This is a genomic window from Zobellia nedashkovskayae, from assembly GCF_015330125.1.
GTDB lineage: Bacteria > Bacteroidota > Bacteroidia > Flavobacteriales > Flavobacteriaceae > Zobellia > Zobellia nedashkovskayae.
This window is the reverse complement of record NZ_JADDXR010000002.1, coordinates 2702214-2727664: the sequence shown is the minus strand read 5'-3', so window position 1 is coordinate 2727664 and position 25451 is coordinate 2702214. Positions and strand designations below refer to the sequence as shown.

Here is a 25451-nt window from a genome sequence, read left to right as displayed (position 1 = left end):
TTGCAATATACTTATAAAAGAAATGAATGGGATTAGCTAAAACTGAAATATTTACAGACCTTCAAAATGAAATTGCACTTTATGCCAAGGTTTTTGGGCATCCCGCTAGAGTTTCTATTTTACAGCATTTGTTTAAAATAGATACCTGTGTTTGTGGAGATTTGGTAAATGAAATAGGTCTTGCACAACCTACCATTTCACAACATTTAAAGGAACTTAAGAATCTAGGCCTTATACAAGGTACCGTAGATGGTACTAGTGTTTGTTATTGTATTCACAAAGAAAACTGGACGCAGATGAAAGAGGTCATGCTTAAATTCTTAGATCAAGACCTTCCCAAAGCAGATTGTTGCTAAAAAATTTAGATGCTTTTATCGTAAAATTACAATAAATAAATACTCACATGAAACTATCAGAAATTAAATCAGAGCTTTCAAAATTAGATAAAATAGCTTTTCAATTACCTAACGGAGAGTTGGTTCCAAACCACTTTCATGTAACGGAAGTAGGTAAAATAACCAAGCACTTTATTGATTGCGGAGGAACGGTTCGTAAAGAAGAGGTGGTAAACTTTCAGCTTTGGAATGCAGATGATTATGATCATAGACTGCATCCGGAGAAATTAACTCACATCATAGAACTTTCTGAAAAAACTTTGGGAATTGGCGATTTGGATATTGAGGTGGAATACCAAGGAGATACAATAGGTAAGTTTGGGTTAGATTTTGACGGCACCAACTTTCTTCTGACCACAAAACAGACCGATTGTCTTGCTAAAGATAATTGCGGTATTCCTGCCGAAAAACCAAAATTACAATTCACAGATTTAGGTCAAGGTAGTTCTTGTGACCCTAATAGCGGCTGTTGCTAGTCTAAATGTTTTATATATAAAAATAACCGAATGAGCACTTTTGAAAAGATTGAAAATACCATCAGTTCTTTAAAAACCGATTCTATTTCGAACGAACGAAAAGAAACGTTACAACCACTAATAGATTTTATACAGGATAAAGTCAAGACTAATGAAGAAATACGCCTAAATTTTATCTGTACCCACAACTCGCGCAGGAGTCACCTATCTCAAGTTTGGGCACAGACCATGGCGTACCATTTTAATATTCAGAATGTCTTTTGTTATTCTGGAGGAACTGAGGCTACGGCCCTATTCCCTATGGCTGCGGAGACCCTTAAGAATACCGATTTTGAAGTTGTAAAACGTTCCGATGATAAGAACCCTGTTTACAGCATAAAATATGCAGCAAACGAGCATCCTGTTATCTGTTTTTCAAAAACTTTAGATGATGATTTTAACCCACAATCAGGTTTTGCCGCTATAATGACATGTAGCCAAGCAGATGGTGGTTGCCCTTTTATTGCAGGTGCAGAAAAGCGTATCCCCATTACTTTTGAAGACCCAAAAGCTTTTGATAATACCCCTCAACAAGCAGAAAAGTATCATGAAAGAAGTATTCAGATTGCTACAGAGCTCTACTTTGTTTTTTCAAAAATAAACGCATAGAAATGGCAAAAAAACTTAGCTTTTTAGATAGTTACCTTACCCTTTGGATTTTTGGCGCCATGATAGTTGGGGTTGGTATTGGTAATTTTTTTCCTAAATTTCCTGAGCTCATAAATTCCGCCAGCAGCGGCACAACGAATATACCTATCGCCATAGGTCTCATCCTTATGATGTACCCGCCCTTGGCTAAGGTTAACTATGCTCTGCTGCCCAAGGTCTTTAAAAACGTAAAAATACTATCCATTTCATTAGTTCTGAATTGGATTATTGGACCTATTCTTATGTTTTTATTGGCTATTACCTTTCTTCAAGATTACCCCGAGTACATGGTGGGTTTAATCTTGATAGGGCTAGCACGTTGCATCGCTATGGTATTGGTCTGGAACGACCTTGCCGAAGGCAGCAGTGAATATGGGGCCGGCTTAGTAGCATTGAATAGTATTTTCCAAGTGTTCGCCTATAGTTTCTATGCCTATATTTTTATAACCGTGTTGCCTCCTTATTTTGGTTTTGAAGGGGCTATTGTTGATATTTCAATTGCCACAATTGCCGAGAGTGTTGCCATATACCTTGGGATTCCTTTTGTTTTGGGGATATTGAGTCGTTTCGTTCTGGTTCGTTTAAAAGGAGAAGAATGGTATTCAAAAAAGTTTATTCCTACTATTTCACCCATGACATTAATTGCTCTTCTTTTTACAATCGTCGTGATGTTTTCCTTAAAAGGCGAATTAATTGTTGAAATACCTATGGATGTGCTAATTATTGCCGTACCTCTTCTTATCTACTTTGCCATAATGTTTATCATCGGTTTCTTTGTAACTAAAGCAACAGGAGCAACGTATGACAAAACCACCGCAGTTGCTTTTACGGCTGCCGGCAACAATTTTGAATTGGCCATTGCCGTTGCTATTGCTGTCTTTGGATTAAATTCAGGTCAGGCATTTGCAGGGGTCATTGGGCCTTTAGTAGAAGTTCCCGCTTTAATACTGCTTGTTCGCGTTTCCTTTTGGCTTAGAAAAAGATATTATAACAAGGAGAAAAATCTTGTTTAACGAACGCTTTTGGTCTACCGTTACTATCATAATAAACATGTCTTTCATAAAGCTGTGATAGTAACGGTATTACTTTGAATAAATTAACTAAATATTTGTTTATCGGATTAACAAGTCCTCTTCAATTTTGATTGATTACCTTAACAAGAAATGATATCTTGCATAGATATTTTTTAAGGACGCAAAAGGAATGAATCTTACTATTGAAAATATTGTATTAATTGGGTCTTTACTGCTATTCATTAGTATTGTAGTAGGTAAAACATCATATAAATTTGGGGTGCCTACCTTATTACTTTTCCTTATCATCGGAATGTTGGCCGGTTCGGAAGGTATAGGAGGTATTGTTTTTGACGATCCAAAAATTGCCCAATTTATTGGTGTAGTATCATTAAATTTTATCCTGTTTGCTGGAGGTTTGGATACCAGTTGGCCAGCCGTAAAACCAATTCTTAAAGAAGGTATTCTACTTTCTACTTTGGGTGTATTACTCACCGCGGTATCTTTGGGTATTTTTGTTCATTTTGTAACGGATTTCACCATTTATGAAAGTTTACTGCTAGGGTCAATAGTTTCCTCTACTGATGCTGCAGCAGTTTTCTCTATTTTACGAGGTAAGAGTCTTGCTTTGAAAACTAATCTTAGGCCAACCTTAGAGCTAGAAAGCGGTAGTAACGACCCCATGGCTTATGTACTTACCATTGCTTTTCTTTCTTTGGTTGTGAACAAAGACCAAAGTTTAATGTCTATCATTCCCCTATTCCTGCAGCAAATGATTCTTGGTGGTGCGGCAGGCTTCGGTTTTGGTAAATTGAGCAAACTGGTCATCAATAAAATTAAACTAGATTTTGAAGGTCTTTACCCAGTGTTGGTTATTGCTTTAATGTTCATCACCTTTTCTGCTACGGATTTTATAGGTGGTAACGGATTTTTGGCTATTTACATCTGTGCTGTTTATTTAGGAAATCAAGACCTAATCCATAAAAAAACCATCTTTCGTATGTTTGATGGTCTGGCTTGGTTGATGCAAATTGTACTATTCCTCACTTTAGGCCTTCTGGTTTTCCCTAGTCATGTTGTGCCCTATATAGGTATTGGTCTCACCATTTCACTCTTCTTGATTTTTATAGCAAGACCTGTTGGTGTATTTATTAGTCTAATGTTCATTAAGATGAAACTGCGGCGGCGCTTCTATATTTCTTGGGTAGGACTCCGTGGTGCCGTTCCTATAGTATTCGCAACCTATCCCCTTTTGGCAGGCATAGACAAAGCGCATATCATTTTTAATATCGTATTCTTTATATCGGTTACATCGGTGCTCATACAAGGAACAACGTTAGCGTTGGTTGCCAAGTGGCTGAATGTTGGTCTTCCTGAAAAATCTAAACGTATTTACGAAAAAGAAAAATTTCTTGAGGAGATACCAAAGGCCGTCATGAAAGAAATTATCATTACACCCCAATGCTTTGCTGTAAATAAAAAGATAGTTGATTTGAGTTTTCCAAAGAATGCCATCATCGCTATGATTAAAAGAGCAGACGTCTATATTACACCAAATGGATCTACAGTTATTGAAAGTGGGGATACCATGGTAGTTCTTTCCGATAATATGGAAGGTCTAGACCAGGTACAAGAATGTTTAAATCAATAACGTTTTTTTGGCATTTGCAGATCAATATAATTTTACCTTTGTGCCAATGAAATCGGTTAAACAACTATTTGGTTTATTCATGCTTACAGCAATTTATTGCTGTGCCCTTGGCATGGGCCTAAATCCCGACCGAACCATTACGGCAGAAAATAGTAGTAACCATTCTCAAAAAGAATCGGTTTCTGCGGTTAATGCTAAGCTTTATTGCCATACTTCAGAATCTGAAACTATAATAGATGCCCCGTCTAATTGTACCCAGAACACACTTGACGGCTCATATAAACTTTGGGGAACACAAAAAATAAGCGACCGTGTTTTTGAAAGTACGCTGGCGCAATACACTCGTTTTTCGCAGAATCTTCTTATTTCTAAGCGAAAGACAGACATTATATTCCCTTTTCATTACTTCTGGTAAATCCGTTTTTTTAAGTAAACGACGCCAAATTTTTTATTTGGCATTTTAACATTGGGCTTGCGCTATGCATTGCCCTATTTATCAATTATAAAACTTAAAAAAATGAATTTAGATTTAGGCACAACCCTTATTGGAGCCATATCAGCAGTAATATGTGTAACTCCTTTTGTTTTAGTTACCAGAAGTGTAAAGAAAAGAGAAAAAGAAATGCTCCGTTCGTTAAATGATTTTGCAGACCGAGACAATTGCAAAATACATGAACATGAATACATGGGCGATTTTATAATAGGAATGGACACCAACAAAAATGTTGTCTTTTTCTATAAGGAGGAAAAAAATGAAGTGGAAAAACTATCCGTTGACTTGAAAGATGTTAAAAGTTGCAAAGCATCCAAAATAGGAAAGTCCGTTCGTAATAATGGAAAGGTAGAACAGACCATAGAACGTATTGAATTGGTTTTCATAACCAAGGCACCCACAGGTCGTGATGTTGTTTTTGAGCTTTTCAACTCTCAGAACAACTTACAACTGAACGGAGAGCTGCAAACAGCCGAAAAATGGGCTAAGATGGTCAATGATATCGTATAATTTGTAATTATTACGAAATATAAAAACCCCCACAGCATGCTGTGGGGGTTTTTGTTTCTTAAAAAAAATAAGTATTTATTTGAGCGAAACGGTTAGTACATAATCATCTGCAGTCAGGTAAAGTATTTTTTCATCTTTCCCAAAAACACAATTAGCTGTCTTTTCACCAGTATGTATTCTGGCTATCGCTTTTCCTGATTCATTAAAAAGCCAAACGCCCCCTGGACCTGTAGCAAATAAATAGCCTTTACTATGCATTTTCATACCATCTGGCAAGCCCTGTTGTCCTTCTTTCCCTACTAGCTCGGTTACATCATAAAACATTTTTTTATTATCGACCTTGCCTGGTGCAAAAATATCATATTGGTACCATACCGCATGTTCAGGATTAGATACTGATACATATAATTTAGAGCCGTCATTGTTAACTGCAACACCATTAGGTCTAGACAACTTGTCTACTAAAATAATTTCACCAGTAGTTTGCAAACAGTAAACTCCTTGGTAGTCCAGTTCTTTTTGTTCGTCGTCCATCTGTTTTGGCAGTCCGTATGGCGGATCGGTAAAATACAGATTCCCCTCAGCATCAAAAACTCCATCGTTGGGGCTATTAAAACGTTTCTCCTCAAAAGAATCGGCCAATGCTTCATACTCTGCTTTTGGGGAATTCAACGTACTTTTCATTTTAGCTACTCGTCTTTCACCATGCTGCATCAAAACCAGTTCCCCATTAGGACTTAAGAGCAATCCGTTAGAACCCGGTTCTGCTCCATAATCGCTTGTACCCAAATATCCAGAAGGTTTTAAGTACTCACTAGTTTTTCCTGAAGCATCAATTTTAAAAACTGTATTGTTCGGTATGTCCGAAAATAGAAGATAATCACCATCGGCAATCCACAACGGACCTTCCGTCCAAGTAAATCCGCTTCCTATTACTTTTATTTCAGCATTGCCATCAATAACCTGTAAAGCTTCGTCATCCATTATTTCAACGGAGAAAGAATGCTCTTTTTCTTGAGAAACCAATACATTATGAAGCCCTAGAATTAAAATAAGTACAGAGATTTTTTTCATAAGCCTGGGATTAAAATATAATATCGCTTTCATATCAACTCAAAATTTTTGAAATACAAAATATCAATGTCATGGCAGATGTGCCCAAAATTAAGGTTCCAACCGTTTGTATCTGATTTCCTTGTTTTACATCCATACCCGTTAATTGAGTAAACACCCAAAAGAAGCTATCATTAGCATGCGAAACCACGGTAGAACCTGCACCTATGGCCAGAACAGTCATTGTTTTCATAAAAGCTTCATCAAGTCCAAGTGCAGGCATCATTGGGGCGACTATAGATGCCGTGGTTATTAAAGCAACAGTAGATGAGCCTTGTGTTGTTTTTAAACAAGCTGCCAGCAAAAAAGGAAAAAACAGACCGATAGACATTCCCGAAAAGCTTTCTGTAATCATATCTGCAAAACCCGAATTCTGAAGCATGGCGCCAAAAATTCCACCAGATCCTGTAATTAAAATAATAGGAGCTGCAATGCGCAAAGAATCGCCCAACCAACCAGTGGCCGAATAAACTCGTTGGTCTAATTTTTCCGGTAAGAGTAATGATAGGATAACCCCAATTAAAAGGGCAATAACGGGTGTACCCAAAAAAGCAATGATTGGATATATGGATAAACTAACAAGATTGAACTCAGGATAATCGAAAACCGATTTTAATACAATTAAAATTATTGGAACTACAATGCACAACAATGAAAGTGATAATTTAGGACGATGGATGATATCTGGAGCTACTTCCATTTGAATTGGAATATCTACTTTAGAGGCAATTTTGGTTGCAAAAAAATAACAGCTTACTAATGACAGTGAACTAACAATCAATCCCCATAAAATTACACTTCCCAATTCTGCATTCAAAATTCCCGCTGCGGCAATAGGTCCCGGTGTTGGCGGCACCATTACATGTGTTGCCGTAAGTCCCAAGGCCAAAGCAGCTGTAGTGCCTGCATAAGCTACTTTTGCCTTTTTGGAAAGTGCCTTATTCAATGAATTCATGATAATAAAAGCACTATCCGCAAACACGGGAATAGATAGGAGATACCCCGTTAGCATCATAGCTAAATGAATAGATTTCTCACCAATTAGCTGAATCATACGGGTAGCGATTACCATGGCCCCTCCTGATTTTTCCAAGACCGTACCAATGGCCACACCAAAAAATATAATTAGGCCTATTTTACCCATTATACTCCCGAAGCCATTATTAACAGAATCTATAATAGCCTCAACGCTCATTCCGGTTATAAATCCATAACCTATGGCAGCCAATAACAGCACAAAAAAGGGATGAATCTTCCAGCGAACAATGCCCAGAATAATAAATGCAAGAGCGCAGACCAAAGCAATAATATAAAGCATAATCGGTTGGTTTAAGTTCTCTTAATTTAAGAACTAAATCGTTCAAAAACTGTTATTTAGCTAGTTTTTTACCATTCGGCAAAACTACCGTCTTCATTTCTCCATACAGGATTTGACCAGTTATGGCCAATTTTCTGACCTTCTCTTAGTTTTTCTTCATTCATATCAACCCCTAAACCTGGTTTCTTTAGAAGCTCTATATAACCATCTTTTACATCAAAAATTTCAGGATTATCCATGTAATCCAACAAATCAAAGCCTTTGTTGTAATGTATACCCAAACTGCTTTCTTGGATTACGGCATTAATAGAATTAAAGTCTACATGTAAGCATGAAGCAAGAGCAATTGGGCCCAACGGGCAATGAGGTGCCAAGGCAACATCATAAGCTTCTGCCATAGCAGCAATTCTACGTACTTCCGAAATTCCACCAGCGTGACTTAAATCTGGCTGAATAATATCTACCGTACCCCTGTGTAGAAGTTCTTTAAAATCCCAACGGGAAAACATACGCTCCCCTGTGGCAATAGGAATACTGGTATATGGATAGATATGGTCAAAGGCCTCTTCATTCTCGCTCAAAACGGGTTCTTCAATAAACATGGGGCTGTAAGGCGCCAATTCATCAATTAAGCGCTTGACCATACCCTTGTGTATTCTTCCGTGAAAATCAAGCCCAATGTCTAAAGTATCGCCAAATTCTTCGCGAAGCAATTTAATGTTGTCTGCAACAGTTTTAATTTTTTGCAATGAATCTATCCAAGCAAAAGCACCTGTAGCATTCATTTTTACTGCCTTATAACCCTGTTCTACTTTTTCGCGTGCCTGCTCAAGAACAACTTCTGGGTGATCGCCACCAATCCAACAATACATTTTCATTTTCTTACGGACCGCTCCTCCCAAAAGGTCATAGACTGGTACACCAAGGTGTTTTCCTTTGATATCCCAAAGGGCTTGATCTATACCTGAAATAGCACTCATAAGAATAGGGCCTCCACGATAAAATCCTCCTCCATAGAGTGTTTGCCAGATGTCCTCTATATCATTGGCAGAACGACCAATAAGATATTGTGATAGTTCTTGAACACAAGCTTCTACCGTAGCAGCTTTACCTTCTACAACGGGCTCTCCCCAGCCTATGATGCCGCTTTTTGTGGTTATTTTTAGAAAAAGCCAACGCGGTGGCACCTTAAAAAGTTCTATTTTTTCAATTCGCAAGTCATCCATAGTAGTCTACTAAAGTTCTTAAGGTTGATTGATTAAATTCAATTGACAGGCTATACTATCAAAAATTGATTTCCCTAAAGTAGTGAATAATTTTGAAGTGTAATTAATACGTTTAAAATAACACCTAAGAAATAGTAACTTCTTAACACAAAAAAACCTATCCACTATTGGACAGGTTTTAAATTTTTATGAAATAATCCTAAAATGATTTATTTAACTATGCAGGCTCACCGTACAAATCAAAATCGGCAGCTTCTGTAATCTTAATATTTACGAACTCACCTTGTTTTAAATAGAACTTAGTAGCATCTATCAAAACTTCGTTATCAACATCGGGAGAATCGAATTCCGTACGACCAACAAAATGATTTCCTTCTTTACGGTCTATAATACAACGGAAAGTCTCTCCTATCTTATTTTGGTTCAACTCCCATGAAATCTGAGATTGTAACTCCATTATCTCATTAGCCCTTTCTTGCTTAACATCTTCAGGAACATCATCTTCCAATGAATAGGCATGCGTATTCTCTTCATGACTATACGTAAAACAACCTAGGCGCTCAAAACGCATCTCGGCCACCCAACCTTTTAAAGTCTGGAAATCTTCTTCCGTTTCTCCAGGATATCCAACTATCAACGTAGTACGAATAGTCATTTCAGGCACGGCAGCTCTAAACTCTTTCAACAATTTTGTTGTTTTAGCCTGTGTAGTACCGCGACGCATACTTTTTAATATGGAATCTGAAATATGTTGTAATGGAATATCTAAATAATTACAGATTTTAGGTTCTTCCTTCATAACATCTAACACATCTAAAGGAAAACCTGTTGGAAAAGCATAATGCAATCTAATCCATTCAATACCTTCTACTTTTACCAAAGCTTGTAACAGTTCAGCTAAGTTTCTCTTCTTGTATATATCAAGACCGTAATACGTTAAATCTTGAGCAATAAGAATAAGTTCTTTTACACCTTTTGCCGCTAATTTTTCGGATTCAGTAACCAAATCTTCAATAGGCGTACTGCGGTGCTTACCCCTCATAATAGGAATAGCACAGAATGAACAAGGCCTATCGCAACCTTCTGCAATCTTAAGATATGCATAATTTTTTGGAGTAGTCGTTAAACGTTCACCAATTAGTTCATGCTTATAATCTGCACCAAGAGCCTTCAATAAATTAGGCAATTCACTGGTACCGAAATATTCATCTACGTTCGGAATTTCTTTTTGTAAATCGGGCTTGTATCGTTCACTAAGACATCCGGTTACAAATACCTTATCTACTATACCTGCCTCTTTTTTCTGAACGTATTCTAAAATAGTATTGACACTTTCTTCTTTTGCATTCGCAATAAATCCGCAGGTATTGATTACCACAACATTACCCTCCTCTTCATGCACTACTTCTTTGTCGTTGGCACGCAACTGCCCCATGAGTATTTCGGAATCATACACGTTTTTCGAGCATCCCAAAGTGACTACATTTATTTTATTCTGCTTCTGCGTTTTCGTTCTCATAACTAGAAATTGAGCGCAAAAATACAACAAGATGAACGAACAGCTTCCTTTTGGTACGATTTCTTGTTGAATTGCGTTAAACTACCATAACAAGTTGATGTCTAACAAGAAAACCAAAGTCATGAAATATTCAACTTCTACTATACTGAGCATTATTTTAGTAGTACTCGCTAGCTGTTCCAAAGACAAGGTAGAACCCGAAATAGAAATAGAAACGGAAGTAAGAGACATGTACTATCCCGCGGTAGCAGATACCGAATGGGAAACGATAACCCCAGCTGAACTCAACTGGAACGAGACTGAAATAGAAGCGTTGTATACCTATTTAAAAAATAACAAGACAAAGGGATTCATGGTTTTGGTAGATGGGCGCATTGTCATAGAAGAGTATTTTAATGACCATAATGCAAATGCACAATGGACTTGGTTTTCCGCCGCCAAAAGCTTAACTGCTACCATTGCCGGTATTGCCCAAGAGGAAGGCTTACTCAATATTGGAGATAAAACATCTGATTATCTTGGCATGAACTGGAGTTCGCTATCTACAGAAAAAGAAGACCTAATTACGGTACAACACCATCTAAGTATGACTACCGGTCTCACCGATAATGTGGGAGATTATATTCCATGGGTATGCACCACACCAAATTGCTTAGACTATACTGCAGATGCCGGAACACGTTGGGCCTACCACCAAGGCGCTTTTATACTCCTTCAAGATATTCTTAACCAGACTACAGGTGTAGGCTTTCAAAGCTATGGAAAAACTAAACTTGAGGACCGAATAGGAATGGAAGGGAATTGGACGAAAGCACTAGGGCTAAACATTTATAATAGTAACACGCGTAGTATGGCTAGATTTGGATTACTTGCACTAAATAAAGGCACTTGGGATGATAGTACGATTCTTAGTGAAGACTATTTCAATGAAATGACCACTACTTCCCAAGAACTAAATAAAAGTTATGGTTATCTCTGGTGGCTTAATGGAAAGCAAAGTTATATGGGAACCACTTCACAAGAAGTAGTAGAAGGAAATTTAATACCAAACGCACCATCTGATTTATTTGCAGCGTTAGGCGCAAATGACCAGAAAATTTATGTAGTGCCTAGTAAAAGCTTGGTAATTGTTAGATCTGGTGAAACCGCTGGAGAAACCCAATTAGGACTTTCTAGTTTTGACAACGAATTATGGGAAAAATTGAATGCTGTTATGAATTAAATATAATTATACATTAAAAAATGAATCTACAAACTCATGCTTATTAAACACCTGTAAATCTTCAATACCCTCACCTACTCCAATATACTTCACAGGAATTTGGAATTGATCAGATATACCAATAACAACTCCTCCTTTTGCTGTACCGTCTAATTTAGTGACCGCTAATGAAGTAACTTCTGTTGCCTTGGTAAATTCCTTGGCTTGTTCAAAAGCGTTTTGGCCTGTAGAACCATCAAGCACCAACATAACTTCATGAGGCGTATGGTCTACCACTTTTTGCATAACTCGTTTTACCTTGGTCAATTCGTTCATTAAATTCACCTTATTATGAAGACGACCTGCAGTATCTATGATAACAACATCTGCATCTTGTTTAACTGCTGAACTTAGCGTATCAAAAGCAACTGAAGCTGGATCACTACCCATACTTTGTTTTACGATTGGTACATCAACTCGATCTGCCCAAACTTGTAATTGGTCTATGGCCGCAGCACGAAAAGTATCTGCCGCACCTAAAACTACTTTTAAACCTTGTTTTTTAAACTGATAGGCCAATTTTCCAATGGTTGTAGTTTTACCAACACCATTAACACCAACTACCATAATTACATAAGGCTTCTTGTCTTTTGGAACTGAAAATTCCGTTTCGCTTCCAAGATTGGTTTCTGAAAGAAGACCAGAAATTTCTTCCCTAAGAATTGTATTGAGCTCCTCCGTGCCCATATATTTATCCTTGGAAACACGAGCCTCTATACGCTCTATAATTTTTAAGGTAGTTGTAACTCCTACATCTGAAGAAACAAGAACTTCCTCCAGATTATCCAATACATCATCATCTACTTTAGACTTACCCGCAACAGCTTTACTAAGCTTAGAGAGAAAGGATGTTTTGGTTTTCTCTAAGCCCTTATCAAGGCTTTCCTTTTTCTTTGAAGAAAATATATTCTTGAATAAACTCATGTGTTCTTTGTATTAATAGTCTCAAAGATAATAAAGTAAGGTGGAAGTTTTTACTTTAAATGATACTACAATTACTTGAAAGGGACCTACTACTAATGAGTGCTTCCTTAACCTAGATATGAACCCACAAAAAAAGCCCCTTCTTAACGAAGAGGCTTTATAATACTTTAAAAGTATCTTACTTTTTAGACAACCAATCGTTAACCGATTCTGGGGTCATAACTGACTCAACAAAAGTATATGATCCACTTTTTGCTGATTTCACCATCTTAATGGCTTTTGTCAATCTTTTTGAACTTGTCTGTAAACTTGCTACCGTCTTTTTTGCCATGACTAATATGCTTTTATGTTCTCGTTAAAACGAAAACTTATTTAATCTCCTTATGGATTGTCATCCTCTTCAAAATAGGATTGAACTTTTTAATCTCCATTCTTTCCGGAGTGTTCTTTTTATTCTTTGTAGTAATGTACCTTGATGTACCTGGTTGTCCCGATTCTTTGTGCTCGGTACATTCCAAAATTACTTGTATTCTATTTCCTTTCTTTGCCATCGTATTCTAGCTTATTTTACCAATCCTTCTGCCTTCGCGTCTTTCAAAACAGCAGAAATACCCTTTTTGTTGATAATTTTCAACGCCTTTGCAGAAACCTTTAAGGTTACCCAACGGTCCTCTTCGGGAATATAAAAACGTTTCTTAGAAAGATTAACATTGAATCTTCTTTTAGTCTTATTTATAGAAAACGATACGTTGTTTCCAAACATCGCTCTCTTTCCCGTAATTTCACAAACTTTTGACATGCCGCTGATTTTTCTTTAAACAGGGTGCAAATTTATGTCATTTTTATGGATGCGCAAAACAATATTTCAGATTTTTGAAATTTCTTTTTGCAATAGCTCTAAAGCCTTGTTCACAGCCTTCTCCACAATGCGCTCTCTATGGTTGCCCATATTGAATTCTTGAGCATAAACTCCATTAGGAGATGCTATAGCAATGAAGACCGTTCCAATCTCTGCATCCGAGTCACCTTTTGTAGGACCGGCATTTCCTGTAGTAGCTATTGCATAATGGGTTTTGAACAAATGCCTTACGTTTTCTGCCATTTCCTTAGCTACTTCCGCGCTCACTACTGAATACTTTTCTATTACATCACTAGGAACCTTTAGAATATTTATCTTGGCCTCAGTGGCATAACTCACTACACTACCTTTAAAGTAAGCTGACGCTCCTGGCAAGGCAGTTAATTGCTCCGCTATTTTACCTCCCGTAAAACTCTCTGCTGTAGACAGCGTAAATCTTTTCTCAGTAAATAGTTTGGCAACCACTTGTTCTAAAGTCTCCTCGTCTTCGGTACCATAAATAATATCGCCAATTAGCGGATATAGTTTTTTTAACTCTGCTTCTATGGTATCTTCTAACTCTTGCTTATTTGGACCCTTAGCACTCAACCGCAACCTTACTTTCCCAAGATTTGGCAAATATGCCAATTTGATAAACGCAGGTAAATTGTTTTCCCAATCTTCTATTTTTTCAGCAATAGCACTTTCACCTAAACCGTAAGTAACAACAGTTCTATGCAGAATAAAAGGGCGATTAAAATCGGTAATGATTCTTGGAATGACCTTATCAGTCATCAAATTTTTCATTTCATAAGGAACTCCGGGCAGCGAAACAAAGGCTACGCCATCTTCTTGAATCCACATGCCAGGCGCAGTACCAAATGCATTCTTTAGAACTGTGGCTTTGGATGGCACCAAAGCTTGTTTTCTATTAATATCAGATATAGGCGTAGAGGTAATATACTTTTTAAAAAGCTCTTCCACATGTGCTAGAACACCTGCGTCTTCTACCAAGGTGTCGTTAAAAAACTCACATAAGGTATGTTTGGTAATATCGTCTTTGGTCGGACCAAGACCTCCGGTAATGATAACCACCTGAACTCTCTTTTTAGCGTCTTCTAGCGCTTGAAGAATGTGTTCCTTATCATCTTGAATTGAAGTGATCTGATAAACAGAAACCCCGATTTTATTAAGTTCTTTGGCTATAAAAACGGAATTGGTATCAACAATCTGACCAATTAGAATTTCATCGCCAATAGTAATAATTTCAGCAAGCATCAGATATTGAAATCTTTTTTCAACTCAGATACCACCTGATGTATATCTTTTTTCAACAGAGGAAAAACCACTTGTATCTCGGACATATTGGCTTCTGCCTTCCCTAAAGTTTCTATTTGTAGGGCTGCAGCACGAGTCTGCTCCATACCCAACAGATCAACATTAGGCTTAATTTTATGTGCTAATTTGTAAACCTGGTCATGGTTTTGCTCATTTAATGCAATTTCAAGAAGCTCAAGATCCTGCGGCACTTCTTCTAAAAATACTGAAATAACAGAGTTGATGAAATCTTCATCTCCTTCAGCCATCTCATTGATTTTATCAAGATTGTAAATCATTATTTTACTTTTAAGTGGAAAAGTTCACGACCCTCCAGAACCCCCGAAAGGTAGTCATTTGCTTCAATTCTACCAACACCGGCTGGTGTTCCAGTAAAAATTACATCGCCTTTTTTTAACATGAAAAATTGAGAAACATACGAAACGAGCTCATCTATCTTCCAGAGCATGAGGCCAGTATTCCCCTTTTGCACTTCTCTTTCATTCTTCAATAAAGAGAAATTTATATTGTTTAAATCCTTAAAACTTGTCTTTGGAAGCCACTCTCCTATGACCGCTGCACCGTCAAAACCCTTTGCTTTTTCCCAAGGAAGACCTTTTTCTTTTAATTTGGATTGCAGGTCTCTAGCCGTAAAATCTATGCCCAGACCTATTTCATCGTAATAATTGTGAGCAAATTTCTCACTAATATGCTTTCCTACTTTTTTTATCTTAACGAGCACTTCAACTTCATAGTGCACGTCTTTGGAAAAATCAGGGATATAAAAGTCCTGCTCTTTGGGCAAAATTGCAGAATCTGGTTTGATAAAGACCACAGGTTCTTCGGGCCTCTCATTAGCCAACTCTTCTATATGCTCAGTATAATTCCTACCGATACAGATAATTTTCATTGAAACTTTTTAAAATTCTCTAACCTAACTTGTTGTTGAGCTGACTCAATTTAACTTGTGTCAACACCTTTTTGGTATACAGGGGAAAATCGGCATTTAAAATCCACCCGAAGTAGCCGGGTTCTTTCTCTAGTACATCTAATACTTTTCTGCCTTTATGTTTGCCAAATGCAAAAACCTCAGCACCATCTTCATCATATCCTAAGAAGCCCGCAAAATCTGCAAACTGCCGATGAGTAGAAAATTCAGCCAATTTTTTAACATTATTCTCTAAATCTGGGTACCTATCTAATTGAGACAACAACACCTCATAAGTAGCCAGCGTATCTGCTTCGGCACTATGGGCATCGTTAAGGTCTTTATCGCAATAAAACTTGTATGCCGCTACCAATGTTCGTTTTTCCATTTTATGGAATATAGTTTGAACGTCTATAGAAACCATACTCTTCATATCAAAATCCAGCTCGGCACGCAACATTTCTTCAGCCAATAGAGGAATATCAAAACGGTCAGAATTAAATCCGCCCAAATCGCAATCCTTTATCATGGCATAAATAGTCCTAGAAAGGTCTTTAAAAGTTGGCTCGTTGGCCACTTTTTCGTTGGAAATACCGTGAATAGCAATTACCTCTTCCGGTATTTCCACTTCTGGATTTACCAACCAAGTCTTACTTTCCTTATTCCCGTTAGGATATACTTTTAAAACAGATATTTCTACAATTCGGTCTTTGGCAACATTGGTACCCGTAGTTTCCAAATCAAAAAAACAAATGGGACGCGTGAGATTAAGCTCCATGTTTTTCGCTATTTTTTTAACAAAGATACTATTTAACAAGGTTCAAGAAAACATATCCATACTTTTCTTAATAAAGAAAATAACCACTACAACCTGGTGTTTATAACATTATTAAAAGCGGAGCCAAAGGTATAACTAAGCCCTACGCTAAGGCTGGTCTCATAATCTGTAGCAATTTGCTTTTGTTGCAACAATACATCTTCCAAAGAAGCATCTCCACCAGGCAAGTTTATTTGATCACGAATTAACTCGAACCTTCCTGAAAACCGGGCTGCAAGACCCTTTAAAAGACGCACGGAAAAACTTCCGTTCAACTGAATTCTATTCTTGGTAAAGTCATTTAAAAAGGTAGAGCCAATTAAGCGGGCATATACATTGCCCCACGGCTGACGGTATCTTACTTGTACATCTAAAGAATGACTAAAGACACCTTCCGCCTCTTTGAGATAAATAGTTGGCTCTATATAATCATTATGGAAATAGCCAATTTTGTAAGCGAATACAATCTCTCTACGAAGTACTTCTTTATAAGGATAAATGTTGTATTCAATAGCTGGCCTTGCATAGTATCTAAAGTCTAGATTCGTAAAGGTATTATGTTGCACGCCACCAAAAACACCTGCAGACCAATGATCGGACAAACTTGCAACAATACTAGCATCTGCAGAATACCTAAAGCGCTCACTTGTAAAAATTTCATCATCGTTGACGATTTCCTTATTTGCTTGGTTAATTTGCAAATCACTACGGATCCGTAGTTTTTCCGTTACATGATCACTTTGAAAACCCAATTCATATTCAAACTCTTTACGGCTAGATTCCCTTTTAATCTTTGCCTCTCCGTAAACTTCAAAAATCCAATTGTTCCAAGGATCTCTAAAATCAATCTCTTGAATTTCTCCAAGACCTTCCTTATTTACGGTGTACGTGATATTTTCTGCCAGGTCCGACTCTAAAACGTACTGAAGAAGTCCTGATTGCACTTTTTTCAAAAGCCCCTTACGGACCTCATCATCAGTCATACTAGCAGTACTATCATAGGTAAGCTTGCCAAGAATATCTTTGTAATCATCTACACCCTCAAATTCTAACATGTACGTTCGTCCACCACTACCATTGGTAACGTCATAAATAAACAGTTTGATATTGGCTTGCCCCTGATCACGTACGTGACTGACATAATTGATTTCCTGCCGTAGATAGTTCTTCTCGCAGTTGCAATCTATATATAGGTTTAGTGGAGCTTTCACCTCTTCACCTCCACTCTCTTCTTGTGCAAGTAAAAAAAGAGGGGTGCTAAATAAAAAGAAGCATAACAAATTTAGAATTTGTCTTGATGACGTATTGAGATTTCTATTTGGCATTGTTGGTTTAGGAGGCCTTATGGATACTTATCTATCGCATGAAAATAAGATTATTAATCTATTAACAGCTAAAGCGGACCAAAAACCCAAAATAATTCACAGATTTTAAAGAAATATAACTTTAAAATAAGAATGCTTCAACAGAAAAGTGTGTATAATACACTTTATACCTCCCTATCTACATCCCAGGCTTCCAAATAATCTGCAACTGCTTTTGCAAACATACTACCCAATGCACCATTTACCACTCTATGATCGTAACTATGAGAAAGATACATCTTACTTCTAATTCCTATGAAATCTCCTTCTGGAGTTTCTATTACCGATGGAATTTTACGAATAGCACCCAGTGCAAGAATACCCACTTGAGGTTGATTAATAATTGGCGTTCCAAAAACACTACCAAAAGTACCTACATTGGTCACAGTATATGTCCCATCTTGAACTTCATCTGGCTTAAGTTTATTTTCTCTAGCCCTAGACGCCAAATCGTTTATGGCTTTAGCCATACCTACCAAATTCAACTGGTCTGCATTTTTTATTACCGGAACAATAAGATTTCCATCCGGTAAAGCAGCTGCCATGCCTATGTTGATGTTTTTCTTTTTAACAACCGTATCGCCAACTAGCGAAATGTTCATCAAAGGATATTTTTTTAGGGCCTTAGCTACCGCTTCAATAAAGATTGGTGTAAAAGTCAACTTCTCACCTTCTCTCTTTTCAAAAGAGCTCTTTACCTTATTTCTCCAATTTACAATCTTAGTGACATCTACCTCAATAAAACTCTGAACATGTGCAGAAGTAGACACACTGTCTACCATATGCTTGGCTATCATTTTACCCATTCTGCTCATAGGCACAACCTCACCATCGGCACCCTGCGCTATACCGGAACCATTGGTTGGTTTAACCTCTGAAGGCTTGTGGTTTGCAACAGGAACTGCCGCTACCTTTGGAGCAGAAGTTTTTTCTAGTGGCTGTTCAACCTTTTTAACCGCGCCATTTTCTAAGTAGGCCAGAATATCATTTTTAGTAACGCGACCTTCATTTCCCGTTCCCGTTATCGTATCAAGTTCAGCAACAGAAATACCTTCTTGTTTTGCTATATTTTTCACCAAAGGCGAATAAAAGCGCTCAGAAGATGATTTTTGATTATGATGTACAGGTGCACTTACAGCATCTTTGGCCACTTTTACAGTTTCCTCTACCATGGCAGCAGATTTCTCAGCACCATTTGATGCAGCAACCGGTTCGCTTTGAACAGCGGACTGCGCTACGTCAATAGATTGTTCTGTTTCAATAATCGCTACGGTATCACCCACTTTGATTACATCGTCTATATCAAAAAGCTTTTCGATTAAAATACCCTCCACTTCACTTGGAACCTCTGAATCTACCTTATCAGTAGCTATTTCAAAAATAGGTTCATCCAATTCAATAGTATCACCAACTTCTTTCAACCAAGTGGTTAACGTTGCTTCCGCAACACTCTCACCCATTCTCGGTAATTTCAGTTCAAACTTTGACATATTCTTATTTTAGAATGCTTTTACTCTAATTTTGTCGCAAAAATACCAAAAAAAACACCTATCGGTTATATTTGTCACATTATTTAATTCGCTTTTAACGAACCTTCAAATGGAATACGGTTTAATATGCTCCGTCCTAGTGTGACTTCATCGGCATATTCCAGCTCATCGCCCACGGCTATTCCTCTGGCAATAGTTGAAGTATTAATATCTAAACCGTTTAATTGCTTATAAATATAAAAATTGGTCGTATCACCCTCCATAGTGGAGCTTAAGGCAAAAATAAACTCCTTAACTTCTCCTTTTTGGGCCTTTTCTACCAAAGAACCAATAGTTAAATCTTGAGGGCCAATCCCTTCCATAGGCGATATTTTACCACCTAGAACATGATATAAGCCTTTGTACTGACTTGTGTTCTCAATAGCCATAACATCACGAATATCCTCAACAACGCAAACCAAACTCCTATCCCGTTTGGGATTGGCACAAATTTCACACACGGCCACATCTGAAATGTTATGGCAATTTTCGCAAAATTTTATCTCACTACGCAAGCTTAACAATGAATTTGAGAGCCTTTCTGTCTGTTCTTTAGGCTGTTTAAGCAAATGAAGAACCAACCGAAGTGCCGTGCGTTTACCTATTCCTGGTAATTGCGACATTTCGTAAACGGCATTCTCGAGAAGCTTTGAAGAAAAATCCATAGTCACAAAATTACGTACTATTTTTACTTTTTGTACTTTGGTTTTAAATTTTATTACATGACCGCCACGCACATCCTAATCTTAATAGGTGCTTATTTTCTCTTACTTTTATTGATATCCTATTTTACAGGAAAAAACGATTCTAATGTTGACTTTTTCAAGGCGGGAAAATCTTCTCCTTGGTACTTGGTTGCTTTTGGAATGGTAGGTGCCTCTCTTTCAGGAGTTACCTTTATCTCTGTACCCGGTTGGGTAGAAGCTTCTGGCTTCAGTTATATGCAAGTGGTTTTTGGTTACTTGGCAGGTTATTTTGTCATAGCCTTTATTCTACTGCCCATCTATTACCAACTGAACGTTACCTCTATCTATGAATATTTAAAAAAGCGTTTTGGTATCGTAAGTTATAAAGTGGGCGCAGTGTCTTTCTTTATATCCAGGGTTCTGGGAGCTTCCTTTAGGCTGTTTTTGGTAGCAATTGTTCTACAACAATTTGTATTTGATGAACTAGGCGTACCGTTTGAGGTTACGGTTATCCTCTCTATTTTATTAATATGGATATATACTTTTAGAGGCGGAATAAAAACAATTGTCTGGACAGATACCCTCCAAACGGCCTTTATGCTTTTATCCGTTGGGCTGAGCATTTATTTTATAAATCAGAAATTAGATTGGACTTTTACGGAGTTCCTGGCATCCGAAGAATTAAAGCAGTACAACCAAATACTATTTACAGATAGTTTTTTTGACAAGAACCACTTTCTAAAATCCTTTTTTGGAGGTATGTTCATTACCATTTGCATGACCGGTCTAGACCAAGATATGATGCAGAAAAATCTTACTTGCAAATCGCTTAAAGACGCCCAGAAAAACATGATTTCCTTCAGTTTGGTTCTAGTCGTTGTGAATTTTATTTTTCTCTTGCTAGGAGCCCTTTTATTTATCTATGCGGCCAAATTCAACATTGCTATTCCATTAATGGATGGCCAACCCAAACCCGATCTTCTATTTCCAGAAATTGCAATGAACAGTGGTTTGGGAATGGTTGTTGCCGTTACCTTTATGCTAGGATTAATAGCTGCGGCTTATAGTAGCGCAGATAGCGCATTGACTTCCTTAACAACCTCTTTTTGTGTAGACTTTTTAAACATTGATGAAAAAGCCAAAAAAGACCAAAACAAAATAAGAAAGACAACACATGTAGGGATGAGTATTCTTTTAATTATAACCGTTATTCTGTTCAAGTATATTTTAGACCGAAACGTTATAGACGGCCTCTTGACCGTTGCCACATATACTTATGGTCCTTTATTGGGACTATTTACCTTTGGTATATTCACAAAGCATTCAATAAAAGATAATTATGTATGGATTATTGCCTTATTGTCCGTTCTCTCTATTATAGGGTTTACGAACTTGCCAACGGAATATTTAGGCGGTTACAAATTTGGGTATGAATTACTACCTTTGAACGGATTATTAACTTTTCTAGGGCTTTGGCTGATTAGAAATAAGAATCATACAATAACAACTGATAAAAATGTAACTTCCTAAATGTTAAAGTTTTATAGGAAAAATCTTACGTGTATTTCATCGATCATTTAATATTGACCGGTTGCCAATAAGACCAAAGTACATGCCTCTACCGCCTCAATCCCTTCTTTTTGCAGTGTTGCGTAGAATTCAGGATTTTCCGTTCCCGGATTAAAAATGACTCGTTTTGGACCTATTTGTAGGATTTTGTCGATATACTCAGGCTGACGAGCAGCTCCTATGTATAAAGTAATGGTATGAATATTTTGAAAATCATTTAAATTGGTCTTTATTTGTGTTTCCCTGATTTTGCCCTCGCGTAAACCAAATGCTTCAGTTTTGATATTATGATCTAATAGCCTATTTACGGCTAGATTACTATATCTACTGGGTTTAAGGGAAGTTCCGAAGACTAGTGTTGTTTTCATATGTTAAATATGATGTTAAAGTTCATTAAAGATGTAACTTTTGAATAAAATATCCGTCTATTGTAAAACTGGTATTAAAAGAACAGCATTTCAAAAATATTGGTCGGTGATAATGCTATATGTTTATAGTTAATGGTTAGTGTTTAGTATAGCAGCATCAACGACAGAAACCCCGATGGAGACATCGGGGTTTTGTTTTGCCATAAAGTTACCATTTTATAATAGCGCTACCCCAAGTGAAACCACTACCGAAAGCGGCTAGTACCACTAAATCTCCTTCTTTAATCTTTCCGTTCTCCCAAGCCTCTGTAAGGGCTATGGGAATAGATGCTGCGGTAGTATTACCGTATTTCATAATGTTATTAAAGACTTGATCATCTCCAAGCCCAAACTTCTTCTGTATAAATTGAGAAATACGTAAGTTAGCTTGGTGTGGAACTAACATATCAATGTCTTCCGGCGTAAGGTGATTGGTTTTTAAACCTTCCATTATCACCTCACTAAATCTAACCACGGCATTTTTAAATACAAACTGACCGTTCATATGAGGATAGAATGATTCATCGTTAGGATCATTATCTTCAATAATATCTGTAACCCAACGCTTACCCATACCTGGAGCTATCAACGATAATTCCTCTGCATGTTGACCTTCACTATGCAGATGTGTAGAAAGTAGCCCTTTTGAATTATCTTCTTCCCTACTCAATACTGCTGCACCTGCTCCATCTCCGAATATAACCGAAACAGATCTACCTCTTGTGGTCATATCAAGACCATGAGAATGCAACTCAGAACCAATTACAAGAACATTCTTGTACATGCCTGTTTTAATATACTGATCAGCCACACTTAACGCGTAAATAAAACCGGAGCATTGGTTTCTTACATCTAAGGCACCAACCGTTTTAATACCTAAATCTCGTTGCACTAAAACACCTGGACCAGGAAAATAGTAATCTGGACTTAGGGTCGCGAAAACGATAAAATCAATATCATCTTTATCAATACCTGCACGTTCAATAGCGATTTTCGCCGCCTTAACACCCATGGTTGTAGTAGTGTCTCCACCTTTTACCACGTGTCTTCTTTCTTTAATACCCGTTCGTTCTTGAATCCACGCATCGTTGGTATCCATTAACTTGGCCAAATCATCATTGGTCACTACGTTTTCGGGTACAAAATATCCAAGTCCCGTTATTTTTGAATTATACATAGAAGGTTTTTTTAAAATTTTAAAAGCTACAGCCTTAAACCATGCTGCAAAGTAACCCGTAAATTTCTAAGATAAGCAAAATAAATAGTATGAATTTTAACGCGGTAAAGTTTAAGATATGTATTGCTTATAACTATTTACTTCAATTTTTGCCTTTAGGTCGTGCAGTAAATTATAAAGACCAAAGAAAGTCCTGTTCATATACAGGAAGTGCTTAGACCCCCTATTACCGTTCATCTTTCGTATTTGACTATCATTTGAATAACGTTCGCTTAAATCGGCTATTTTATCCCAAAAATCATCTGCACCAAAATCAAAGTTGTCCTCATGGAACGGCGAAGTTAAGAGTGTAAGCATTTCTTTAAAAAGTGCTTTAAAGAATTTAATTTCTTCTGGAGTATCGGTTTCAGTTAGTATTTCTAACTCGTAAAGTTTCTCCATAAAAACCGTATCGTTTTCTATATTATGCTTTTGCGCCAATTCAAAATAAGGCACATAGAACTCATTGGGAACTTCTTTGATACAGCCAAAATCTATAGCAATTAAAGTATGGTTTTCACTTACCAAAAAGTTTCCTGGATGCGGATCGGCATGAACTTTTTTAAGCCCGTGAATCTGAAACATGTAGAAATCCCAAAGGGTCTGGCCCAATTTATTACCAACTTGCTCATCAAAATCCCTATTAGTGAACTCACTCAAATGTTGACCGGACATCCAATCCATTGTAATGATACGCTCACTAGATAGTTCTTCATAATACTTAGGAAACTCAAGATTCTTTATAACCGAACAACTTTCCGTTATACTAATGCTTTGTTCTATTTCCAAAAAATAATTAGTTTCTTCAATAAGCTTATTTTCTACCTCTTTAAAATACTTATCGGAGTCCTTTCCTTTTAGATTAAACATTCTAATAGCAATGGGCTTCACCAATGACAAATCACTAGAAATACTTTGGGCTACTCCTGGATATTGAATTTTAACAGCCAGTTGTTTACCATTTTTTGTTGCTTTATGAACCTGACCAATACTAGCGGCATTTATACTATCCTTTTCAAAAGTATCGAACAACTCTTCAGGATACTTTCCCAAGTACTTTTTAAATGTTTTCCTTACTAATGGCGCTGAAAGCGGCGGTACCGAAAACTGAGAAAGAGAAAATTTATCTACATACGCCTTAGGCAATATATTCTTCTCCATGCTAAGCATCTGGGCCACTTTTAAAGCGCTACCCTTTAGACTTTTTAGTCCATCGTAAATATCTTCTGCATTGCTTTCGTTCAGTTCGTTTTTATCCATTTCAGGATTAACCAACTTTTTACCTAAATACTTTGCATAGTTACCTCCTATCTTCACACCCGTTTTAACCAATTTGCTGGCTCTTTCTATCTTACCGGTTGGTATACTATCAAGTGTCTTCATATATTTTCTTTTGAAAGGGTAAATTCCACTAATTACGCAAATGTTTCTTTATACAGGAATTTCCCGAAATCAATAATATTATCTAGCGGTGTATTATCAAATATGTCAAATATGGTATTGATTGATTTTTCAATGGCCATATCCGTTTTTTCAAATCCTGCAGAATTATCATCCATCCAAAATTTAAGAACGAACAAGAATTGCAACCACGCTCCTTCTGAAAAAAGTTGTGGATTATATTTGGTGATTTTCAGGTTCTTCTCTGCATTTGCATCATCTATAAGACCAGTTGCAAAACCTTTTATGTGCTTGCGCAGGCCTTTTAACTGTTCAAGATTTTTGAGTGTACTGCTATTCTGCTTTAAAGCAAATAAGACATAACTACGGTTTAGCGTAAGCATCTCAAAGAACGTGTAGAAAAAAGTGAGCATTTTCTCCTTGTTCGTAAAACCTTCGTATTCCTTGTTTTTATTCAGAAGAGCTTCCGTATTGGTGTAGAATTTATTCCAAATTTCCTTCTGTAAGCTCTCTACAGAGCCAAAAAAGGCGTAAAAGTCTGCCTCGGGAACCTTATTCTCCTTACAGAATTTATAAATGGATTTCGGAACGCTTTCATGCTCCAAAACATAATCCATGTACATTTCTATAATAGTATCTTCTGTAATTTTTTTTGTTTTCGTTTTTGCTACCATCTTGAACAATTTTATATATTAAAATTACGCCTAAAGTGCCGCATTTACTGTTAACGGTATACCAATTTTCTTGCATAACACAAAACGTGCTTCCCGGAGAAAGCACGTTTTAAAACAAC

At 37.1% G+C, this 25451-nt stretch carries 28 protein-coding genes; 9 read left to right on the top strand and 19 right to left on the bottom strand.

The window, feature by feature from the left end; all coding sequences use genetic code 11:
• Nucleotides 1-26 precede the first annotated feature (26 nt).
• The 7 genes from IWB64_RS11380 (at nt 27) to IWB64_RS11350 (ending at nt 5225) form a co-directional block, all read left to right on the top strand.
• Nucleotides 27-356: an ArsR/SmtB family transcription factor gene (locus IWB64_RS11380; protein WP_194534109.1), complete on the top strand. Its 330-nt coding sequence runs from the start codon at nt 27-29 to the stop codon at nt 354-356.
• A 47-nt stretch (nt 357-403) separates the two neighbouring features.
• The gene (locus tag IWB64_RS11375) at nt 404-871 is read left to right on the top strand and encodes a DUF6428 family protein (protein WP_194534108.1); all 468 of its coding nucleotides are present in this window, start codon (nt 404-406) and stop codon (nt 869-871) included.
• 30 nt (nt 872-901) lie between these two features.
• Nucleotides 902-1519, top strand: a complete 618-nt coding sequence (locus IWB64_RS11370) for an arsenate-mycothiol transferase ArsC (RefSeq protein WP_194534107.1) — start codon at nt 902-904, stop codon at nt 1517-1519.
• A gap of 2 nt (nt 1520-1521) precedes the next feature.
• Entirely contained in the window at nt 1522-2571 is a 1050-nt protein-coding gene (gene arsB / locus IWB64_RS11365; protein WP_194534106.1) for an ACR3 family arsenite efflux transporter, read from the top strand.
• Between the two features lie 190 nt (nt 2572-2761).
• The gene (locus IWB64_RS11360; protein ID WP_194534105.1) at nt 2762-4222 is read left to right on the top strand and encodes a potassium/proton antiporter; all 1461 of its coding nucleotides are present in this window, start codon (nt 2762-2764) and stop codon (nt 4220-4222) included.
• 46 nt (nt 4223-4268) lie between these two features.
• The gene (locus IWB64_RS11355; protein ID WP_194534104.1) at nt 4269-4637 is read left to right on the top strand and encodes a hypothetical protein; all 369 of its coding nucleotides are present in this window, start codon (nt 4269-4271) and stop codon (nt 4635-4637) included.
• Nucleotides 4638-4739: 102 nt separating this feature from the next.
• Complete coding sequence (locus tag IWB64_RS11350; RefSeq protein ID WP_194534103.1) at nt 4740-5225, top strand: hypothetical protein; 486 nt, start codon at nt 4740-4742, stop codon at nt 5223-5225.
• Nucleotides 5226-5300: 75 nt separating this feature from the next.
• Here the strand turns inward: IWB64_RS11350 and IWB64_RS11345 are convergent, their stop codons facing one another.
• The 4 genes from IWB64_RS11345 to rimO all read right to left on the bottom strand — a co-directional run bounded on the left by IWB64_RS11345 (nt 5301) and on the right by rimO (nt 10401).
• The gene (locus tag IWB64_RS11345; RefSeq protein WP_194534102.1) at nt 5301-6299 is read right to left on the bottom strand and encodes an SMP-30/gluconolactonase/LRE family protein; all 999 of its coding nucleotides are present in this window, start codon (nt 6297-6299) and stop codon (nt 5301-5303) included.
• Between the two features lie 34 nt (nt 6300-6333).
• Complete coding sequence (locus tag IWB64_RS11340; protein WP_194534101.1) at nt 6334-7656, bottom strand: GntP family permease; 1323 nt, start codon at nt 7654-7656, stop codon at nt 6334-6336.
• 68 nt (nt 7657-7724) lie between these two features.
• Nucleotides 7725-8882, bottom strand: a complete 1158-nt coding sequence (gene dgoD / locus IWB64_RS11335) for a galactonate dehydratase (protein WP_194534100.1) — start codon at nt 8880-8882, stop codon at nt 7725-7727.
• A gap of 217 nt (nt 8883-9099) precedes the next feature.
• A complete protein-coding gene (gene rimO / locus IWB64_RS11330; protein ID WP_194534099.1) occupies nt 9100-10401 on the bottom strand; it encodes a 30S ribosomal protein S12 methylthiotransferase RimO in 1302 nt (433 codons plus the stop codon).
• A gap of 121 nt (nt 10402-10522) precedes the next feature.
• On the opposite strand from rimO, the gene IWB64_RS11325 reads away from it, so the two are divergent.
• Entirely contained in the window at nt 10523-11623 is a 1101-nt protein-coding gene (locus tag IWB64_RS11325) for a serine hydrolase domain-containing protein (RefSeq protein WP_194534098.1), read from the top strand.
• A gap of 6 nt (nt 11624-11629) precedes the next feature.
• On the opposite strand, the gene ftsY is transcribed toward IWB64_RS11325, so the two are convergent.
• The 11 genes from ftsY to recR form a co-directional block, all read right to left on the bottom strand.
• The gene (ftsY, locus tag IWB64_RS11320; RefSeq protein WP_194534097.1) at nt 11630-12586 is read right to left on the bottom strand and encodes a signal recognition particle-docking protein FtsY; all 957 of its coding nucleotides are present in this window, start codon (nt 12584-12586) and stop codon (nt 11630-11632) included.
• A gap of 178 nt (nt 12587-12764) precedes the next feature.
• Nucleotides 12765-12917 (bottom strand): DUF4295 domain-containing protein, encoded by a 153-nt coding sequence (locus IWB64_RS11315; protein WP_194534096.1) that lies wholly within the window; start codon nt 12915-12917, stop codon nt 12765-12767.
• Between the two features lie 37 nt (nt 12918-12954).
• The gene (gene rpmG, locus IWB64_RS11310) at nt 12955-13137 is read right to left on the bottom strand and encodes a 50S ribosomal protein L33 (protein WP_038234759.1); all 183 of its coding nucleotides are present in this window, start codon (nt 13135-13137) and stop codon (nt 12955-12957) included.
• A gap of 11 nt (nt 13138-13148) precedes the next feature.
• A complete protein-coding gene (gene rpmB, locus IWB64_RS11305; protein WP_155597461.1) occupies nt 13149-13385 on the bottom strand; it encodes a 50S ribosomal protein L28 in 237 nt (78 codons plus the stop codon).
• A 66-nt stretch (nt 13386-13451) separates the two neighbouring features.
• Nucleotides 13452-14702 carry a competence/damage-inducible protein A gene (locus IWB64_RS11300; RefSeq protein ID WP_194534095.1) on the bottom strand — a complete coding sequence of 417 codons (1251 nt, stop codon included), beginning with the start codon at nt 14700-14702 and terminating at the stop codon, nt 13452-13454.
• Nucleotides 14702-15040 carry an Hpt domain-containing protein gene (locus IWB64_RS11295; RefSeq protein WP_194534094.1) on the bottom strand — a complete coding sequence of 113 codons (339 nt, stop codon included), beginning with the start codon at nt 15038-15040 and terminating at the stop codon, nt 14702-14704. Before IWB64_RS11295 ends, IWB64_RS11300 begins: the two co-directional genes overlap by 1 nt.
• A complete protein-coding gene (locus IWB64_RS11290; protein WP_194534093.1) occupies nt 15040-15651 on the bottom strand; it encodes a fumarylacetoacetate hydrolase family protein in 612 nt (203 codons plus the stop codon). The genes IWB64_RS11295 and IWB64_RS11290 overlap by 1 nt, the downstream gene beginning before the upstream one ends.
• Nucleotides 15652-15670: 19 nt before the next feature.
• Entirely contained in the window at nt 15671-16447 is a 777-nt protein-coding gene (locus tag IWB64_RS11285; RefSeq protein ID WP_194534092.1) for a 3'-5' exonuclease, read from the bottom strand.
• An 86-nt stretch (nt 16448-16533) separates the two neighbouring features.
• Nucleotides 16534-17811 (bottom strand): hypothetical protein, encoded by a 1278-nt coding sequence (locus IWB64_RS11280; RefSeq protein ID WP_194534091.1) that lies wholly within the window; start codon nt 17809-17811, stop codon nt 16534-16536.
• 164 nt (nt 17812-17975) lie between these two features.
• Nucleotides 17976-19340: a dihydrolipoamide acetyltransferase family protein gene (locus IWB64_RS11275; RefSeq protein WP_194534090.1), complete on the bottom strand. Its 1365-nt coding sequence runs from the start codon at nt 19338-19340 to the stop codon at nt 17976-17978.
• 83 nt (nt 19341-19423) lie between these two features.
• Nucleotides 19424-20044: a recombination mediator RecR gene (recR, locus tag IWB64_RS11270; protein WP_194534089.1), complete on the bottom strand. Its 621-nt coding sequence runs from the start codon at nt 20042-20044 to the stop codon at nt 19424-19426.
• A gap of 57 nt (nt 20045-20101) precedes the next feature.
• Here recR and IWB64_RS11265 point away from each other — a divergent pair, with 57 nt between their 5' ends.
• Nucleotides 20102-21595 (top strand): sodium:solute symporter, encoded by a 1494-nt coding sequence (locus tag IWB64_RS11265; protein ID WP_194534088.1) that lies wholly within the window; start codon nt 20102-20104, stop codon nt 21593-21595.
• 47 nt (nt 21596-21642) lie between these two features.
• Here the strand turns inward: IWB64_RS11265 and IWB64_RS11260 are convergent, their stop codons facing one another.
• The 4 genes from IWB64_RS11260 to IWB64_RS11245 all read right to left on the bottom strand — a co-directional run bounded on the left by IWB64_RS11260 (nt 21643) and on the right by IWB64_RS11245 (nt 25332).
• Nucleotides 21643-22002 carry a CoA-binding protein gene (locus tag IWB64_RS11260; protein WP_194534087.1) on the bottom strand — a complete coding sequence of 120 codons (360 nt, stop codon included), beginning with the start codon at nt 22000-22002 and terminating at the stop codon, nt 21643-21645.
• 208 nt (nt 22003-22210) lie between these two features.
• A complete protein-coding gene (locus IWB64_RS11255; protein WP_194534086.1) occupies nt 22211-23218 on the bottom strand; it encodes a 3-oxoacyl-ACP synthase III family protein in 1008 nt (335 codons plus the stop codon).
• Nucleotides 23219-23329: 111 nt separating this feature from the next.
• On the bottom strand, nt 23330-24640 hold the full coding sequence (locus IWB64_RS11250; protein WP_194534085.1) for an ABC1 kinase family protein: 1311 nt from the start codon (nt 24638-24640) through the stop codon (nt 23330-23332).
• Between the two features lie 32 nt (nt 24641-24672).
• On the bottom strand, nt 24673-25332 hold the full coding sequence (locus IWB64_RS11245) for a TetR family transcriptional regulator C-terminal domain-containing protein (protein ID WP_194534084.1): 660 nt from the start codon (nt 25330-25332) through the stop codon (nt 24673-24675).
• Between the last annotated feature and the right edge of the window lie 119 nt (nt 25333-25451).